Annotated in this window: 16 protein-coding genes; 6 read left to right on the top strand and 10 right to left on the bottom strand. The window is 67.1% G+C overall.

Features of this window, described 5'->3' with window-relative positions; genetic code table 11:
• Positions 1-28: 28 nt before the first annotated feature.
• Complete coding sequence (locus tag CK221_RS19195; protein ID WP_095778856.1) at positions 29-922, bottom strand: LysR family transcriptional regulator; 894 nt, start codon at positions 920-922, stop codon at positions 29-31.
• A gap of 134 nt (positions 923-1,056) precedes the next feature.
• Between CK221_RS19195 and CK221_RS19190 the strand changes: the two genes are divergently transcribed.
• Both CK221_RS19190 and CK221_RS30805 read left to right on the top strand, forming a co-directional pair.
• A complete protein-coding gene (locus CK221_RS19190) occupies positions 1,057-2,490 on the top strand; it encodes an MFS transporter (RefSeq protein WP_095778855.1) in 1,434 nt (477 codons plus the stop codon).
• A gap of 310 nt (positions 2,491-2,800) precedes the next feature.
• Entirely contained in the window at positions 2,801-4,378 is a 1,578-nt protein-coding gene (locus CK221_RS30805; RefSeq protein WP_245430681.1) for an alpha/beta hydrolase, read from the top strand.
• A 94-nt stretch (positions 4,379-4,472) separates the two neighbouring features.
• Here CK221_RS30805 and CK221_RS19180 read toward each other — a convergent pair whose 3' ends face one another.
• Entirely contained in the window at positions 4,473-4,874 is a 402-nt protein-coding gene (locus tag CK221_RS19180; protein ID WP_082953787.1) for a low affinity iron permease family protein, read from the bottom strand.
• A 294-nt stretch (positions 4,875-5,168) separates the two neighbouring features.
• Between CK221_RS19180 and CK221_RS19175 the strand changes: the two genes are divergently transcribed.
• Positions 5,169-5,360, top strand: a complete 192-nt coding sequence (locus tag CK221_RS19175; RefSeq protein WP_066999471.1) for a hypothetical protein — start codon at positions 5,169-5,171, stop codon at positions 5,358-5,360.
• A gap of 104 nt (positions 5,361-5,464) precedes the next feature.
• Positions 5,465-5,776, top strand: coding sequence for a hypothetical protein (locus tag CK221_RS19170; protein ID WP_095778854.1), 312 nt, complete (start codon positions 5,465-5,467; stop codon positions 5,774-5,776).
• A 53-nt stretch (positions 5,777-5,829) separates the two neighbouring features.
• On the opposite strand, the gene CK221_RS19165 is transcribed toward CK221_RS19170, so the two are convergent.
• The 5 genes from CK221_RS19165 to CK221_RS19145 all read right to left on the bottom strand — a co-directional run bounded on the left by CK221_RS19165 (position 5,830) and on the right by CK221_RS19145 (position 10,085).
• A complete protein-coding gene (locus CK221_RS19165) occupies positions 5,830-6,297 on the bottom strand; it encodes a MaoC family dehydratase (protein ID WP_095778853.1) in 468 nt (155 codons plus the stop codon).
• Entirely contained in the window at positions 6,294-7,589 is a 1,296-nt protein-coding gene (locus tag CK221_RS19160) for an NAD(P)/FAD-dependent oxidoreductase (protein ID WP_143749065.1), read from the bottom strand. Before CK221_RS19160 ends, CK221_RS19165 begins: the two co-directional genes overlap by 4 nt.
• Before the next feature lie 24 nt (positions 7,590-7,613).
• Positions 7,614-8,840: an NAD(P)/FAD-dependent oxidoreductase gene (locus tag CK221_RS19155; protein WP_095778851.1), complete on the bottom strand. Its 1,227-nt coding sequence runs from the start codon at positions 8,838-8,840 to the stop codon at positions 7,614-7,616.
• Positions 8,841-9,008: 168 nt separating this feature from the next.
• Positions 9,009-9,587 (bottom strand): OsmC family protein, encoded by a 579-nt coding sequence (locus tag CK221_RS19150; RefSeq protein WP_095778850.1) that lies wholly within the window; start codon positions 9,585-9,587, stop codon positions 9,009-9,011.
• Positions 9,588-9,848: 261 nt separating this feature from the next.
• The gene (locus tag CK221_RS19145; RefSeq protein WP_164746786.1) at positions 9,849-10,085 is read right to left on the bottom strand and encodes a DUF1127 domain-containing protein; all 237 of its coding nucleotides are present in this window, start codon (positions 10,083-10,085) and stop codon (positions 9,849-9,851) included.
• 192 nt (positions 10,086-10,277) lie between these two features.
• On the opposite strand from CK221_RS19145, the gene CK221_RS19140 reads away from it, so the two are divergent.
• On the top strand, positions 10,278-11,660 hold the full coding sequence (locus CK221_RS19140) for a nodulation protein NfeD (protein WP_095778849.1): 1,383 nt from the start codon (positions 10,278-10,280) through the stop codon (positions 11,658-11,660).
• A complete protein-coding gene (locus tag CK221_RS19135; protein ID WP_066999450.1) occupies positions 11,657-12,421 on the top strand; it encodes a slipin family protein in 765 nt (254 codons plus the stop codon). The genes CK221_RS19140 and CK221_RS19135 overlap by 4 nt, the downstream gene beginning before the upstream one ends.
• A gap of 158 nt (positions 12,422-12,579) precedes the next feature.
• On the opposite strand, the gene CK221_RS19130 is transcribed toward CK221_RS19135, so the two are convergent.
• From CK221_RS19130 to CK221_RS19120, 3 genes are read right to left on the bottom strand one after another with little or no spacing between them, the layout of a single operon-like run.
• Positions 12,580-14,868: a xanthine dehydrogenase family protein molybdopterin-binding subunit gene (locus CK221_RS19130; protein WP_095778848.1), complete on the bottom strand. Its 2,289-nt coding sequence runs from the start codon at positions 14,866-14,868 to the stop codon at positions 12,580-12,582.
• Positions 14,865-15,848, bottom strand: a complete 984-nt coding sequence (locus CK221_RS19125) for a xanthine dehydrogenase family protein subunit M (protein WP_095778847.1) — start codon at positions 15,846-15,848, stop codon at positions 14,865-14,867. Before CK221_RS19125 ends, CK221_RS19130 begins: the two co-directional genes overlap by 4 nt.
• Positions 15,845-16,312 carry a (2Fe-2S)-binding protein gene (locus CK221_RS19120; RefSeq protein ID WP_245430690.1) on the bottom strand — a complete coding sequence of 156 codons (468 nt, stop codon included), beginning with the start codon at positions 16,310-16,312 and terminating at the stop codon, positions 15,845-15,847. The genes CK221_RS19125 and CK221_RS19120 overlap by 4 nt, the downstream gene beginning before the upstream one ends.
• Positions 16,313-16,622: the final 310 nt, after the last annotated feature.

The following is a 16,622-nucleotide window of genomic DNA, read 5'->3' as shown; positions in this document are numbered from 1 at the left end:
CCAGTTGCCGCGGAGGAGATCGGCTGTCTCACCGCCCTCCGCAGACCTCCCTCACCAGGCCCCGCAGCCAGCGATGCGCCGGGTCGGCGTCGAGGCGCGGGTGCCATAGCACCGAAATGGTGAGCCCGGCGAGCTTCACCGGCAATGCGAAGGTGAGCAGGCCTTCGCGCAGCTTGCCGGTATAGCGCTCGGGCACCGTGGCGATGAGGTCGGAGCCGCGCGCCAGCGCCAGCGCTTCCGCAAAGCCGCCGACCACGGTGGCGATCGTCCGCGTCAGCCCGGCGAGTTCCAGCGCGTCGTCGATAGGCCCGCGATCCAGCCCGCGGCGCGAGATCAATATATGCCGGCCGGCGGCGAAGCGGGCGGCGGTGATCTTGCCGTCGCACAGCGGATGGCCGATGCGCACCACGCCGACGAAACGGTCGCGGAACAGCGCCTGCGCCCGCACCTCCGGGCCGGTCGAGCCGCCGATAACGCCGGTCTCGAGATCGACACTGCCTTCGCGCATCGGCGCGCTGTCCTTGTCGGGCTTCGGCACGAAGCGCAGCTGCACGCCCGGCGCTTCCTCGGCGACGCGCGCGAGAAGGGCAGGGCCGAAATTTTCCACAAAACCATCGCTGTTGCGCAGCGTGAAACTGCGCGTAAGCCGCTTCAGATCAAGGCGTTCGGCGGGGCGCAGCACAGCCTCCGCCTCCTTCACCAGCCGGCCGACATCCGTGCCGAGCTCGATGGCGCGGGGCGTCGGCACCAGGCCGCGCCCGGCGCGGACCAAAAGTGGATCGCCGGTCACCTCGCGCAGTCTTGCGAGCGCGCGGCTCATTGCCGACGGGCTGAGCTTCAGCCGCCGCGCGGCTTTCGCGACACTGCCTTCGGCGATGAGCACGTCCAGCGTGACGAGCAGGTTGAGATCGGGTCGCGACATGGTGCGATCTTAGCACGTCCTCGATGCAGTGACATGGCGCTTCATGCACTATTCGAGTGCAAATGCTGCGCGTTCCGCCATATGGGCCAGGCGCCTATTCTCCCGGCAAGTTCCACCCGAGCCGGAGAAGAACCATGGCCGATATCGCAGATCCACGCACCATTCCCGCAAGCCGCTCGGCAAGCGGCGCGCTGGCCAGCCTGTCACTGGCGATGCTTTTGTCCTCGCTCAGCACCAGCATCGCCAATGTCGCGCTGCCGACGCTGAGCACCGCCTTCGCCGCATCTTTCCAGGCGGTGCAATGGGTGGTGCTTGCCTATCTGCTTGCCGTCACCGCGCTCATCGTCAGCGTCGGGCGGCTTGGCGATCTCGTCGGCCGCCGGCTGCTGCTGGTCGCCGGTCTTGGCCTGTTCAGCGCCGCGTCGCTGGCGGCCGCGCTTGCGCCGTCGCTGCCGCTGCTGGTCGCCGCCCGCGCCGCTCAAGGCCTCGGCGCCGCGGTGATGATGGCGCTGACCATGGCCTTGGTCGGCACGACGATGCCGAAAGTGCGCACCGGCAGCGCCATGGGCCTGCTCGGCACCATGTCGGCGATCGGCACGGCGCTTGGGCCGTCGCTTGGCGGCGTGCTGATCGCCTACCTCGGCTGGCGCGCGATCTTCCTCGTTACTGCCGGGCTGGGCGTCGTGGCGATGATCCTCGCCCGGCGCTTCCTGCCGGGCGATCAAACCGCGATGATCCTCCGCAATGAGGCGCAGGGCGTTGGCCCGCGCTTCGATGTTCTGGGCACGTTGCTGCTTGCCTTGACGCTCGCCGCCTATGCGCTGGCGATGACGGCAGGACGCGGCCATTTCGGCGGCACGAACATCGCGTTGCTCGGCATTGCCGTTCTCGGCGCCGCGCTGTTCCTCTATGCGCAGCGAAGAGTGGCGTCGCCTCTGGTCAAGCTAGCGCTGTTCAGCGATCCGGTGCTGGCGCCGAGCCTTGCCATGAACGGGCTGGTCTCCACCGTGATGATGGCGACGCTTGTCGTCGGACCCTTCTTCCTGTCGCGCGCGCTGGGCCTGGGCGAAGCGCAGGTCGGCGCCGTGCTGTCGATCGGCCCGGTCGTCTCGGCGCTGTGCGGCGTGACTGCCGGCCGCATCGTCGATCGCCTGGGCGCGTCCGCCATGGTCGTTGCCGGGCTGGTGCTGATGACCATCGGCTGCCTCGCGCTTGCTCTGCTGCCGGCGCTGTTCGGCGTCGCCGGCTACGCGGCGGCGATCATGCTGCTGACGCCCGGCTATCAGCTCTTCCAGGCGGCGAACAACACCGCCGTCATGGCCGATGTCGATAAGAACGAGCGCGGCGTTGTCTCGGGCATGCTCAGCCTGTCACGCAATCTCGGCCTGATCACCGGCACGGCGGTGATGGGCGCGGTGTTTGCCTTCGCGGTGGGCACTGGCGAGGTCGGCGCCGCGGCACCGGAAGCAGTCGCCGGCGGGATGGGTTTTACGTTCGCAGCGGCGGCGGGTTTGGTCGCCCTGGCGGTGGCAATTGCGGTGGTTGGAGGTTTGCGAAAGGGTCGGTGACATCCAATCTCCCCCCTTTCGGGGGAGATGTCCGGCAGGACAGAGGGGGTCGTCTCACTTGGATTGCCAACGCCGTCTGCTGTCGGAGAGAGCGCTGGCGCTTCACGCGAAGCGCCCCCTCTCTCACCTGCAGCGACAGCTCCCCCTCGAAGGGAGAGTACGCATCGCCGCCAATGTAACCCATCGCACATTCCCAACGCCCGTCTTGCCGTATCGGCTTCCGTAAATTAGCCGATTTTGATATTCCGGTGCGGTCTTCTCCCGCCGCATCGACGAGGAGCCAGATGGCAGTGGAAGGGTGCCCGGCCGGATGACCGACGCTCCGCATAAGGGGCTGCTGGACCTGTGCGTGCTCGGCGACTTCCAGGTGGTCCGCGACGGCGCGCTGCTCGACCTGCCTCCTTCGCGCAAGACGAGAGCCTTGCTTGCCTATCTCGCCGTCACCGGCAAGGCGCACCAGCGCGAGCGGCTCTGCGAAATCTTCTGGGACATTCCCGACGATCCGCGCGGCGCCTTGCGCTGGAGCCTGTCCAAGATCCGCCAGGTGCTCGGCGAGGACGAACCCGCTCTGGTCGCCGACCGCAACACTGTCTCGCTGAAACTTGGCACGGACTATGCCCGGCTGCTGCCGCTGGTGAAGGGCGATCTTTCCATGGCTTCGACGGAAGAGCTGGAGGCCGTGGCCGGTTCGATCCGCGGCGATTTCCTCGCCGATCTTTCGCTCGAGCGCTGCTTCGAATACGAGGCCTGGCGCGCGGGCGTCGCCAGCGAGGTCGAGATCGCCGAGCTCGGCATGTTGCGCGAGCTGATCGAGCGCCTGGCCGGCGAGCCGAGGCGTGCGCTGCCGCTTGCCCGGCGCCTGCGCCGGCTGCTGCCGGAGGATATCGGCCTGGCGGAAGAGATCGCGGCGCTGGAAGAGAAGGTGAGGGCGGCAGCCGCCCAGCCGACGGGACGCTCCGCGCAACGCGGCGCCACGGACGTGGCCCAGATGCAATCACCTTCCCCTCAGCTTGCCAACAGCCCGACGCCCGCGCAGGATCCCGGCCGCGCCGTCCATTTCTGCCGGGCTCGCGACGGCACAAGGCTTGCTTTTGCCAAGACCGGCAGCGGCCCGCCCATCCTGCGCGCCGCCCATTGGATGTCGCATCTGACCTTCGACTGGGACAGCCCGATCTGGCGGCACTGGATGAGGGAACTGTCGCGCCGGAACCAGCTGGTGCGCTATGACGAACGCTGCAACGGCCTGTCGCAACGCCACGTGGCCGACGTCTCGTTCGACACGATGGTGTCGGATCTCGAATGCGTGGTCGAGGCGGCGGGGCTCGATCGCTTCACGCTCCTAGGCCTGTCGCAGAGCTGCGCGGTTTCGATCGCCTACGCCATACGCCACCCCGAGAAAGTCTCGGGCATGATCCTCTACGGCGGCTACGTCAAAGGCTGGCGGGCGCGCGGCGACCCTGGCGAGATCGCCACGCGCGAGGCCGTATCGACGCTGATGCGCGAGAGCTGGGGCAAGTCGAACCCGATGTTCCGCCAGGCCTTCTGCTCCATGTTCATCCCCGGCGCCACGCACGAACATTTCGCCTGGATGGACGATCTGATGCGGCGCACCGTTTTGCCGGACGACGCCTGGCGCCTGCAGGCCGCCTTTTCCGTGATCGATGTCAGCGACCTGCTCGAAAAAGTGCGGGTGCCGACCCTGGTGCTGCACGCGCGGGAAGACAATGTTGCCCCGGTCGAGTCCGGCCGCACCATGGCGGCGGGTATTGCCGGCGCCAGCTTCTTCGAGCTGGAAAGCCAAAACCACATCCTGCTCGAGGGCGAGCCGGCCTTCGACGAGTTCGTCGCCCATGTCCGGGCCTTCGTCGCCGGTACGGCAGGGTCGTAGGAAATCTCCTACCGCGATCGCGTAATTTAATCTTGGCGTGGGAAGCTTATCTTTGGGTGGCGGCGGTGCCCATTCCGCCCCTTCGGCCGGTGCTTCAGCTACCCCAACGCCCCCCGCCCGCTGCGGCACCGGCCTCATTCGTCTCGTTCTGCGATGCCGCCTCGGCCGAGCCGGCTTCCGCTTCGCGCTCCAGCTCGACCAGCTTCGACTTGATCTCTTGCGTGTCCGCATGCTCGAGCCCAACCACGTCATTGCGTGTCTGCCGCAGCGCGATCACGATCTCGTCGAGTTTCGCGTGGATGGCCGCCGTGTCCCGGTACCCCTGGATAAGCACGATCCCCGTGATGATGATGGCCGCTGCCGACAGGGCATAGGTCACCGTGTTGGTAAGTCCGAAGGGTACGAGCAAGGTGCACGCAACCATCGCGATAACCATCGCATAGAAGCCGGGCGGCCGGGACAAAAAATCGGCGACGATGAAGAGGAGCCGATTCATGGGCGACGCTATGAAAGCAGGAACCCGGCTATCAGCACGGTGAGGACCATCGAGGCCGGCACGGCAAGCAGCCAGCGAGCCTCCAGGACACTGTTGGTAGGGTCTTCCATATTTATCCTCCCATCGGCGAATTGCTTGCCGGCAAACGGCGACCAAGAACGTTCGTTCCACTCATCGGCCAACCGTCCGAAGCGCCGTCGGACTGAAGTCCGGAAAGCAAAGAAGAGGATCGACCGCCGCAACCTAAGTCATGCTTCCGCATTTCTGACGCGCCAATGCATCGGGAGGCGATATATGACCGACGGACTCGCGGACGATCTGGAAGACCAGCCCTATGAAACAGCGTCCTTCGCCAGCAAATACGGGCTCTCCGACAAGCTTGCCAAGGCCATGTTGATCGCGAACGGACCGTCGCGACGCGCCTGCGACGCCGCGGCGAGCACGTACCTCAGATATGTTGCGCTGCGGCGCGAACGCCCAAAATGACCTTCGCTGCGTTGCTGCCGGGAAGCCCGATCCAGTCCGGAACCAAACAGCCCGGCAGGGGTTTATCCAGCGAAGGGACCGCTCCACCAACCAGGAATATTGCAATGAAAACAGTGCTTCTCGCAGCGTTGGCGCTTTGCGTCGCGGCACCCGCCGTCGCATCCGCCGCCGAGGCCGATGTGGTCATCACGACGCATCACAGGCACCATTACCATCACCGTCCCGCCATCGTCATCAACGAGGAAGGCCACCGCCTTCATCATCGCCATCACGGCACCGTCGCATTCTATGACAACGGCCGCCGCGCCTGGCATCGCCATCACCGCTCGGACGCCGTCGTCGTCACGAGCTCAGTCGAGCGCCATCACCGCTACCAACGTCGTCCGGTCACCGTCGAAAGCGACACCGACTATTGACGGCTATCGGCCCGGCCCAGGGAACGAAAGCCGGGCCGAACCGTTGCCGGCGATCATCTGTCCGCCTCGCCCCCGGCGAGCGGCACGGTGAACACCGTCGCGGTGCCAGTGAGGCAAAGCTCGCCGGCCTCGTTGCGCACCGAGGTCTCCAATTTCGTGATCGGCTTGTCGGCGCGCACGTCCTTGACCTCGACGCGGCCGGTGATCAGTTCGCCGACACCGACCGCCTTGACGAATTTCCAGGAGACTTCGAGGAACACCGAGCCGGGCCCGGGAAGGTCCTCCGCGACCACCGCGTTCAGGATGCCGGAGGTGACGCCGCCCTGCACGATGAGCTTGCCGAACACCGAGGCCTCGGCCAAGGCCTTGTCGTAATGCAGCGGATTGCGGTCGCCGGTCATCTCCGCGAAGGCGTCGATATCCTGCGGTTGCGTGCGCCGCGAACGCTCGGCGACGGCGCCGACCTGCGGCCGCCCGTTGATGACGCCGATCCACCCGTCCTTCATCAAATGTACGGTCATGGTCTTACTCCCGTTCGGTTGCGATAGAGGCTCGAGCTCGCCATTGCCTGCGGTTCGTCCTTGTTTGCCGGCGCTCGATAAGTCGCCAGCCCGCTCATGGCGGACACGGCGCGGCGGACCGGGATCGCGTGTGCGGCGAGCGCCCGGACCTCGGCCTTCATCACCGCGCTGAAGCGGCGATGCCGCTCGCCTATATCCGCCAGCGACCAGTCGAAACCGGCAATGGCGTCAGTGGTGTCGAGGATCTGGCGGGCGAAGAGGTCGCGCTCCTGCTGCCAGGTCGCGAAGGCTGCCTCCGATCCGTCCAGGATCGCCCGCGCCAAGCCCTCGGCATCGCGCAGCGCGTCGGCAATGCCGTGAGAGGTGAGCGGGTCGCGGAAGAAGCCGGCATCGCCGACCAGCGCCCAGCCTGGTCCGTGAGCGTGGCGGATGTAGCCCGGCACGCCGCGGAAAGCCTGCAGGCGGGCATCGTCGGGCGCCCGGCTCGCCTGTTCGGCCAGTGCCGGCGAAAGCGCCTCGAGCACCTCCATGCGGGCGCGGAAATGATCAAGGCGGAAGCGCTCGTCGAACAGCTTGGTCGGCACCGAAGCGACGATGCAGGCCAGCCCGGCATTGGTCGGAATGAGGGAGCCGGCGATGCCGTCGCGGAAATACCAGTGATAGCCGGCGCCGGGTTCGACCGGCGCGTAACCATAGACATGGGCAGCCGAGACCGTGCCTCTTCTGAGCACTTGCGCGTCGCAGCATTTCGCCACCGTGGAGCCGATGCCGTCGGCGCCGATCACGATGTCGGCGCTTAAACGCAAGGCCGCGCGGCCGGCGCCGCGGATCTCGACGCCGCGCACGCGTCCGCGCGTGTCGGCAAAGAGGTCGCCGACCGCCACCTCGTGCAGGAACTCCGCGCCGGCCCTGCGCGCGGCATCGACGAGCATGCGGTCGAGCACGGTGCGCCTGGGCGCGATCAGCCCGGGAAGATCGGGCCCGGCATTGAGCGGAATGGCGATCTCCTCCTCGCCATAGTGGAACGTCGTTGTCTCGATCAGCGGCGTGCCGGCCCTGAGCAGCGGTTTGAGCAGGCCCCAGCGCGACAGCTGCAGGACCGCGGGCCGCATCAGCGCATGCGTCGACAGCGTGTCGGAGCCGTAGGGCCGGCGCTCGGTCGCCAGCACCGTCAGGCCGGCGCGGGCAAGCAGCAGCGCCGTCGAGGCGCCGGCGCAGCGCGCGCCGACGATGATGGCGTCGTAATGGGCGCGCTTGGGCGTTGGCGGAAGGGAAATCGCGGTCGTCGGCATCTTCGGTGTCCTCACGGCGGCCTCTCAGGCGGCTTGGCGACCCTTGCGGTCGAGATAGCTGGAGACCTCGGCGGCGATCGCTTGCGCGTCGACTCCGGCGCCGCCGATGAAGTTGGAATCGCGCTTGCGCAGGAAGCGGAAGCCGAGCGCGTAGAGGCCGGGAACGCCGGTGATCCCGTCGCGGTGCGCCAGCTCGCCATCCGGCCCAACGGCCGACGGCTCCAGCCAGTCAAACGAGCGGGCATAGCCCGTCGCCCAGATCACCGTGCCGGTCGACCCCTCCGTCAGCGAAAGCCGCTGGCGGCGCGTCGAAGGCACCCGCACCGGCTCGCGCCGGCCGGGCCGCGCGGCGCCGGCGAAGCGGTCGATCTCGGTAAGCAGCCGCGCCTGCTTCGCGTCCGCCGCCGCGATCTGCGCGGCAAGATCGTCGGCAAAGGCGATCTCGCGGTTGGCTATGCCGCGCACGCGGCCGGTGAGCTCGACACCGAGCGCCTGCAGCGTGGCAAGGTCGACATCGGCCTTGTCCGGTCGCCCGGCGAGCTGCAGCGAGGGCTGCCGCCTGGCGCTCTCGGGATTGGCGAGCCCGTCGAGCGGCTGGGCCATCACGCCCATCTGACAGAGCCAGAAAAAGATGTCCTTGCCGCGCCACAGTCTCGGCAGGCGCGTATGCTTGCCGACGGACAGCATCACACGCCGGCCGGCGCGCGCGAGCTCGTCGGCGATCTGCACGCCGGAAGATGAGGCGCCGACGATCAGCACCCCGCCGGGCGGCAGCTCGCCGGGAGAGCGATACTGCGAAGCGTGGAAATTCAGCGGTCCGCCTCTGGTCTCGGACACAAAGGGCATCATCGGCCGGTCGCAATGCCCCGTCGCCACCACTACGACCCTGGCCGACCAGTCGCCGGCGCCGGTGGCGAGCGCGAAGCCGCCGCCGGTCCGCCTGCAGGAGGTGACCTCGACGTTGCATTCCACCGGCACCTGCCAGCGGCTTGCATATGTTTCGAGATCATGGACGAACACGTCCTTTGTCCTGAAGCCGTCGGGGTCCGGGCCCTCATAGGGCGAGCCGGGCAGGCCGTTCAGCCAGTTCGGCGTCAACAGCCTCAGCGATCGCCAGCTCTGCGTGCGCCAGCGCTCGCCGATGCGGCCGCGCTCCAGCACGACATGGTCGATTCCGGCGCGGCCAAGGCAATGGCTGAGCGCAAGCCCGGCCTGCCCGCCGCCGATGATGACGACGTCAGCATGTTTCATGGCTCTGTTCCGAGGCCCTGGGGAGAGACGGTCCGGATTTCTCCGAACCGTCGCTTCAGCTAACGCATTTCGCCCAGAAGTGTGCAGCGGTTCTGGGACAACGACATGCGTCAAAACAAAGAATTAAGGCGCGTCGCCTGAACCGTTTTCAGGACGACGCGCTTTAGTTCACTGGATGGTCTTGATGCCGACCGTGACCGGCACGCCGTTGGTCAGTACGTCGAACACGGCCGAGCGTGCGCGGGCCTGCTCGACCAGCTGCTCGAGCTTCTCGGCCGGCGCGTCGCCCTCGACCTCGAACGACACCTGGATGTTCTGGAAGCCGTTGCGTACCTCGTCCGAGATGCCGAGGATGCCGCGCAGGTCGATGTCGCCGTCGACCGAGCACTTCACCGTGGTGAGCTTGATGCCGCGCGCGGCGGCGATGTTGGCGAGCCCCGCCATCAGGCAGCTCGCCAGCCCATGCAGCAGCCACTCGACAGGGGTCGGGGCGTTGTCGGCGCCGCACAGGATCGCCGGATGGTCGCTGTCGGCATAGAAGGGCTTCTCGTGCTTCTGCTCCTGGCCGGCACCGTGGAAGCCATGCATGACGCTCTTGCTGTGGGTGCCTTCGATCCATTCGTTGTGGGCGCGGAACTGGAATTTCGCCAGCTCCGGCTGACCGGCGACGAAATTGATGGTCGCCAGGAGGTTCGGTGTGTCGACGCCATTGAGCGGAACGCGGGCAGGTTTGGTGCTGGGTTGCATGTGACTACTCCGAAGGTTGCTTTGCGGCTTGGTTGCCGTGACGGTTTCCTTTTTGACGCCGATGCGTTTGAACGAGAGTGGATGGCAGCGTGGAATTTCTGGTGCGCCCACCGTGGAAATTGCATCGCCCGTTTCATTGGGGCGGGCAGCCCGCGACCGGCTCCAGTGCCGGCAATGCTTCGCGCCGGAACGCGAAAACCCCGGCGAGCCGGGGTTTTCACCAGCCTTCCGGCCGGCCGCCGATGCAGTGGTTCATCCGCTTCAGGCGTCCGTCCTGCCGGCTGCGGCGAGCGCGGCGCGCGTGGACGTGTAGTGCTCGATCTGCGAGCGGCTGATGCCCATGTCTTTGAGCAAATAGTCCGGCATGGCGCGCAGCGCGGCGCGATCGCTGCGCATCCGCATGGCGTGATAGGCCAGCCGCAATCCGCGGCGGGCAGAGCCGAACAGGTTGAAGCCCGTGCGGTCGGTTTCGTACTGCAAACGATCCATCGTCGTCATTGTCGTCTCCATTGTTGCGAGCGCGTTCATTCGCGCCGTCGATGGGGACAATGACGTAGGGGCGAGGGAGCCAGCGTTGGAGGCGACGTCGAAATTGCCGTGGAATCGTGAGGAGGGAGATTACCCGCTCCGCTGCCCTCATTGGACTTGCCCCGGCACAACCCCATATTGAATCCCAAGGAGCTTTGAGGCGTGAAACTCGCGCGGGTGGCCCTTCTGGCAGCGGCTTTCATGGCCGCCGCGGCGGTTTTCCCCTTCTCCTCGGCCGAAACGGCGGGGGAGAGGATGGCCTTGAGCATCGCGATTGACGGCGCCATCGGTCCGGCGAGTTCGCGCCAGCTCAAGGAAGCGCTCAAGACCGCGGCCGAGCGCAACGCCGGGGCTCTCATCCTTCAGCTCGACACGCCCGGCGGCCTCGTCACCTCGATGCGCGAGATGATCGCCGATATCCTGGCGTCCCCCGTTCCCGTCATCGGCTATGTCGCGCCCGCCGGCGGTCATGCGGCGAGCGCCGGAACCTATATCCTTTACTCGACCCATGTCGCGGCGATGGCGCCCGGTACCAATCTGGGCGCCGCGACGCCGGTCGAGATCGGCGGGCTGCCCTCGCTTCCCGGCGGTGAGAAGGACGACAAGGACACCGGGAAGCCAGCCGGGGACCCGATGATGGCCAAGGCGACCAACGACGCGGTGGCGCTGATCCGCTCCCTCGCCGAACTGCGCGGGCGCAATGGCGACTGGGGCGAGAAGGCGGTTCGCGAGGCGGCGAGCCTCTCGGCAAGCGCGGCGCTGCAGCAACATGTCATCGACTTCGTCGCCCGTGACAAGGCGGAGCTGCTGCAGCTCGCCGACGGCCGCACCGTCGACGTGGCCGGCAAGAAAGAGGTGCTGGCGACGAAGGGCCTGGCCGTCGAGGTCCTGGATCCCGGCTGGTTCATCCGGCTTCTCGCGGTCATCACCGATCCGAACGTTGCCGTCCTCCTGATGCTGATCGGCTTCTACGGCATCGTCTTCGAGGTCACGAGCCCAGGTGCGGTGGCGCCTGGCGTCATTGGCGCCATCTGCCTCGTCCTCGGCCTCTACGCGCTCGATCTCTTGCCGATCAACTATACCGGTCTCGCCCTGATGCTGCTCGGCGTCGCCTTCCTCATCGTCGAGGCTTTCAGTCCGACAGTGGTGCTGGGTGTCGGCGGCGCGGCCGCCTTCCTGCTCGGCGCGGCCATGCTGCTCAAGGTCGAGGGGCCGGGCTTCGCCATATCGTGGGCGGTCATCGGCCCCGCCGCGGCGCTGACGCTGGGCCTCGCGCTGCTGGCCGGCAGCTATCTGTGGGCAGCGCGCCGCAATCCGCCGCGCGTCGGCGGCGGGGCCATGCACGGTCTTTCCGTGGACGTTCTCGACTGGGAAGGCGGAGAAGGTCATGTGCTGGCGCTCGGCGAGCGCTGGCGCGCCAAGGCCGAGGAGCCGATCGCGCCCGGAGATCGTGCTGAGGTGACCGCCGTCAGCGATCTCGTGCTGACGGTGCGGCGGCGTGGTGCAGGTCACAACGGAGCGGGAAACGACGGAGCAAAACAATGACGCTCGGCTATGTCGCCTATCTGATCCTCGCGCTGCTGGTGATCATGTTCCTGTCGGCGGCGATCCGCATCCTGAGGGAATATGAGCGCGGCGTCGTCTTCACGCTCGGCCGCTTCACCGGGGTCAAGGGGCCCGGCCTCATCCTGCTCGTTCCCTTCATCCAGCAGATGGTGCGCGTGGACCTGCGCGTTGTGGTGCAGGACGTGCCGCCGCAGGACGTCATCTCGCGCGACAATGTCTCGGTCAAGGTCAACGCGGTGCTCTATTTCCGCATCGTCGACGCCGAGCGGGCGATCATCCAGGTCGAGGATTTCATGACCGCCACCAACCAGCTGGCGCAGACCACGCTGCGTTCGGTGCTCGGCAAGCACGAGCTGGACGAGATGCTGGCCGAGCGCGACAAGCTCAACAGCGACATCCAGGACATCCTCGACCAGCGCACCGACGCCTGGGGCATCAAGGTCTCCAATGTCGAGATCAAGCATGTCGACCTCAATGAGAGCATGGTTCGGGCCATCGCCAAGCAGGCAGAGGCCGAGCGGCTGCGGCGCGCCAAGGTCATCAACGCCGACGGCGAGCAGCAGGCGGCGGCCAAGCTGGTCGAGGCCGGCCGCATGCTGGCGGCCGAACCGCAGGCCATGCAGCTGCGCTATTTCGAGGCCCTGCACGACATCGCCGGCGAGCGCTCATCGACCGTGGTCTTCCCGCTGCCGGTGGATCTGCTTAGCCAGTTTTTGAAGGGCCAGAGCCAGGGCAGGTGATCTCCCCCCTCGAGGGGGAGATGCCCGGCAGGGCAGAGGGGGTCGGTCCGACTGGACTCGGCCTATTGCGACGGTTGTAGGTTGGCGCCCCACGCGCGGCGACCCCCTCTGTCGCCTTCGGCGACATCTCCCCCTCGAGGGGGGAGACAAGGCCGGCGCTAAATCAACTTCTCCAGCGTAATCGGCAGATCCCGCACCCGCTTCCCGGTGGCGTGGAACACCGCATTGGCAATCGCCGGCGCCACGCCGACGATGCCGAGCTCGCCGACGCCCTTGCCGCCCAGCGCCGAGGAATGCGGGTCGGGGATGCCGACCGAGATCGTCTGGATGTCCGGGATGTCGGCATTGGTCGGCAGCATGTAGTCGGCGAGGTTGCCGTTGACGATCCGGCCATGGCGGCGATCGACGATGCCTTCTTCCAGCAGCGCCTGGCCGATACCCATGATGATGCCGCCCTTCCACTGGCTCTCCGCCAGCTTGGGGTTGTAGAGTCGGCCGGAATCCAGCGCCGACACGACGCGCGACACGCGCACCGTTCCAAAATCCTCGTCGACGCGCACCTCGACGAAATGCGCGCACCAGGAGTGGCGGGAATAATCGCCCTCGGTGTGCGGCAGCGCCATGGCGATGGTGGTGTAGTTGTTGTAGCGCTGCTCCGGCGTGAAGCTGGCCGGAACCGTGTCGCCCTTAGCCTCGATCTTTTCGCGACCGAGGGCGCGCATCAGCTCGGCGATCGAGAACTCCGGGCCGTCACCGCGCGGCGAGCCGATGCGGCCCCCTTTCACTTGAAGCGTGTTCGCCTGCAGCCCATGGAAGGGCGAGCGCGGATCGGAGAGCGCCAGCCCGATCAGCTCGTCCAGCGCCTGGCCCGCCGCCTTGTAGACGGCGCCGGTCATGACACCGGCAAGCCGCGAGCCGCCGGTGACGCCGGCGCGGGCGAAGTGGGAATCCCCCAGCCTCACCGACACCTTCTCCACCGGCACGCCAAGCGTCTCGGCCGCGGTCTGCGCCAGGATCGTGTAGGTGCCCTGGCCCATGTCGATGGAGGAGCTCTCGACCTCGACCGAGCCGTCGGCCAGGAGCTTCACCACGGCCTCGCCATAGGCGCGCCGAACCGGATAGGTGCCGGCCGCGACGCCCCAGCCGATGAGCTGGTGGCCGTCACGCATCGAGCGCGGCTCGCGCGAACGCTTGGCCCAGCCGAAGGCTTCCGCGCCGGCGGCGAAGGCCTCGCGCAACTGCCTTGTCGACCACGCCTTCTTCGCGTGGGGATCCTGCTCGGCATAATTGATCAGCCGCATCTCCAGCGGGTCGATACCGAGTTCATGGGCGAGCTCGTCGATGGCGCATTCGATACCGAAGGCGCTCGGGTTCTCGCCCGGCGCGCGCTTCGCCCCCGGCACCACCGTGTTCACCCTGACCACATTCTGTTTCGAGGAGAAATTGGGCGTCGCATACATGATCGAGGTGACGGAGCCGAGCGGCTCGACCCACATGCCGTCAACCGCCGTCTCGTTGACGCCGCGATGCACGATCGACTGGATGCGGCCCGCCTTGTCGGCGCCGATCGCAACAGTCTGGCGCGTCGCGGCGCGGCCGCCATAGGAGGTGAAATTCTGCGGGCGGTTGAGCACCAGCTTCACCGGGCGTCCGAGCATCTTTGCCGCTGCCGCGGCCACCGCGCTGTGCGCGAGCGCCAGCGCCTTGGAGCCGAAGCCGCCGCCGATATAGGGCGAGACCAGCCGCACATTCTGGAACGGCACGCCGAACCATTCGGCATAGGTGCGCGCCATGCCGTCGAGCCATTGGCTCGGTTCCCAGATGGTGAGCTGGTCGCCCTCCCAGCGCGCGATCAGCCCATGCGGCTCCATAGCCGCCTGGAACTCGCGCGGCGTGTTGTAGGCGGCGCAGACGCGCACCGGTGCCTCGGCGAAGGCGGCCTCGGCGTCGCCCCATTCCTTGGTCATGGCGTCGACCGGAATGCCGTCGCTGCCGTCGCTGAGGTCGACGATTGCCGGCATCTCGTCATAGCTGACCTTGACCAGCGCCGCGGCGGCGACGGCCTGCTCGAAGGTCTCGGCCACGACGGCAGCAACGTGCTGGCCGGAAAAGGTGACCTCGCGCACCAGCGGGCAATAGGTTTCTTCGGACGGCTGTCTGCCGAACCAGTCCGATGCCGAATTCAGTTCCATGATGGTGTCGGGCGTCAGCACGGCGAGCACGCCTGGCGCGGTTTCAGCCGCGCGCGTGTCGATGCCGGTGACCTTGCCGGCGGCAATCGTCGCGCCGACCAGCACCGCATGGGTCAGCCCTTCGAGCTGCTGTTCGAACGCGTAATGCGCCGCGCCGGTGATCTTGGCCGGGCCGTCGACGCGCGACAGGCGCCCGCCCACCGCTTCGAGGCGCGCGCTGTCGGAGCCTGCGTGTTTCATGTCATGAACGGTCATGCCGTTTCTCCCAATTGGAGGATGGCGCGCGCGATCACGCGGGGCGCCAATGCGATCTTGTAGTGGTTGGCGCCGTGGTCGACGGCGCCCTCCATGACGAGCTCGCTCGCCTTGCGAACGGACGCTTCGTCGAGCGGCTTGCCCTTCAGCGCCTCTTCGACGGCGCGCGCCCGCCACGGTTTCGTCGCGACGCCGCCGACCGCGACGCGGATGTCGCGTATGGTGCGGCCGTCGCCCTCGAGCTCCAGTCCGACGGCAGCGCTCGCCGCCGCGAACTCATAGGACTGGCGGTCGCGGACCTTGAGATAGGTCGACCGCCGGGCCGCGGCCGAGCCCGGGATCTCGATGGCCGTGATCATTTCGCCGGGGCGGATGTCGTGCTCGCGTTCGGCCGTGGCGCCAGGGGCGAGGAAGAAGTCCTCGACCTTCAGCTTCCGCTCGCCGAGATCGACCTCGGCGTCGAAGGCGACCAGCGCGATGGCAAGATCGCCCGGATAGGTGGCGATGCAGGCTTCGCTGGTGCCGAGCACCGCATGGCCGCGCGTGACGCCGCCGATCGCCGAGCAGCCGCTGCCCGGCTCGCGCTTGTTGCAGGCCGGGAAGTTCTGCGGATCGCGGAAATAGGGACAGCGCGTGCGCTGCATCAGGTTGCCGCCGATGGTCGCCATGTTGCGCAGCTGCGCCGAGGCCGCCTGCCACAACGCTTCCGAAACCGCTGGGAAGTGGCTTTTCACCTCGGCGTTGTCGGCGACATGGCTCATCTTGGCCAGCGCGCCGATGACGGCGCGGTCGGCGGTTACATCAATGGCGTTGAGCCCCTCGATATGGCTGATGTCGATGACGGTGGCTGGTTCGGCGACGCCGCATTTGGCGAGATCGATGAGCGTCGTGCCGCCGGCAAGCAGCATGGCGCCGGGAAGGGCGGCCGCGTTGCGCGCGGCCTCGACGCTGTCGGCGCGAAGATAGGAAAAGTCTCTCATGAGCGGAGCTCCCTAGCTGCCTGGCGGACGGCGGCGACGATGTGTGGATAGGCGCCGCAGCGGCACAGATTGCCGGCCATGTATTCGCGGATCTCCTCGTCGGAGCCGGCATGGCCCTCGCGGATGCAGGCCACCGCCGACATGATCTGTCCTGGCGTGCAGTAGCCGCACTGGAATGCATCCTGTTCGAGGAAGGCGGCCCGCACGGCGTGCAGCGTGCCGTCTTCGTCGGCGATCCCTTCTATTGTCGTGATCGAGCGTCCCTCGACCTGGGCGGCGAGCGTCAGGCAGGCCAGCACCCGCTCACCGTCGACATGAACGGTGCAGGCGCCGCACTGGCCCTGGTCGCAGCCCTTCTTGGTGCCGGTGAGGTGGAGCCGCTCGCGCAACGCGTCGAGCAGGGTAACCCGCGGCTCGATATCGAGCGCGTGGTCACGGCCGTTGATGGTGAGGTGGACGGACAAGGTGGTGGGGCTTGCGCCGTTGCTGGCCTTGCCGTTCCTGAAATGGCCGTCTTCGGGAGGGTCGATGATTGTCTGGCTGGTCATGAGGCGTCGGGCTCCGATTGCTGGACGCTAGGGGGAGGGAAATGGGGCTTGGGAGGAGAGGGGCAAGGCGTCGAAGCAGCTAATCTCCCCCCTTGCGGCAGGGCTATCGCATATGAGTAAAGAGTTCATAGAAGAAGTCTTTGCTCCAGTTGGCCCTGCGCATCTTGCTGGCGATTGGTTTGTCGAGGGGATGGGCAGCCAAGATGTTTTGGGCGAGCCTGCGGAT

It is taken from the genome of Mesorhizobium sp. WSM3868, from assembly GCF_002294785.1.
Lineage (GTDB): Bacteria > Pseudomonadota > Alphaproteobacteria > Rhizobiales > Rhizobiaceae > Mesorhizobium.
The sequence above is the reverse complement of the archived record's forward strand: the minus strand, read 5'-3'. Positions and strand labels throughout refer to the sequence as shown.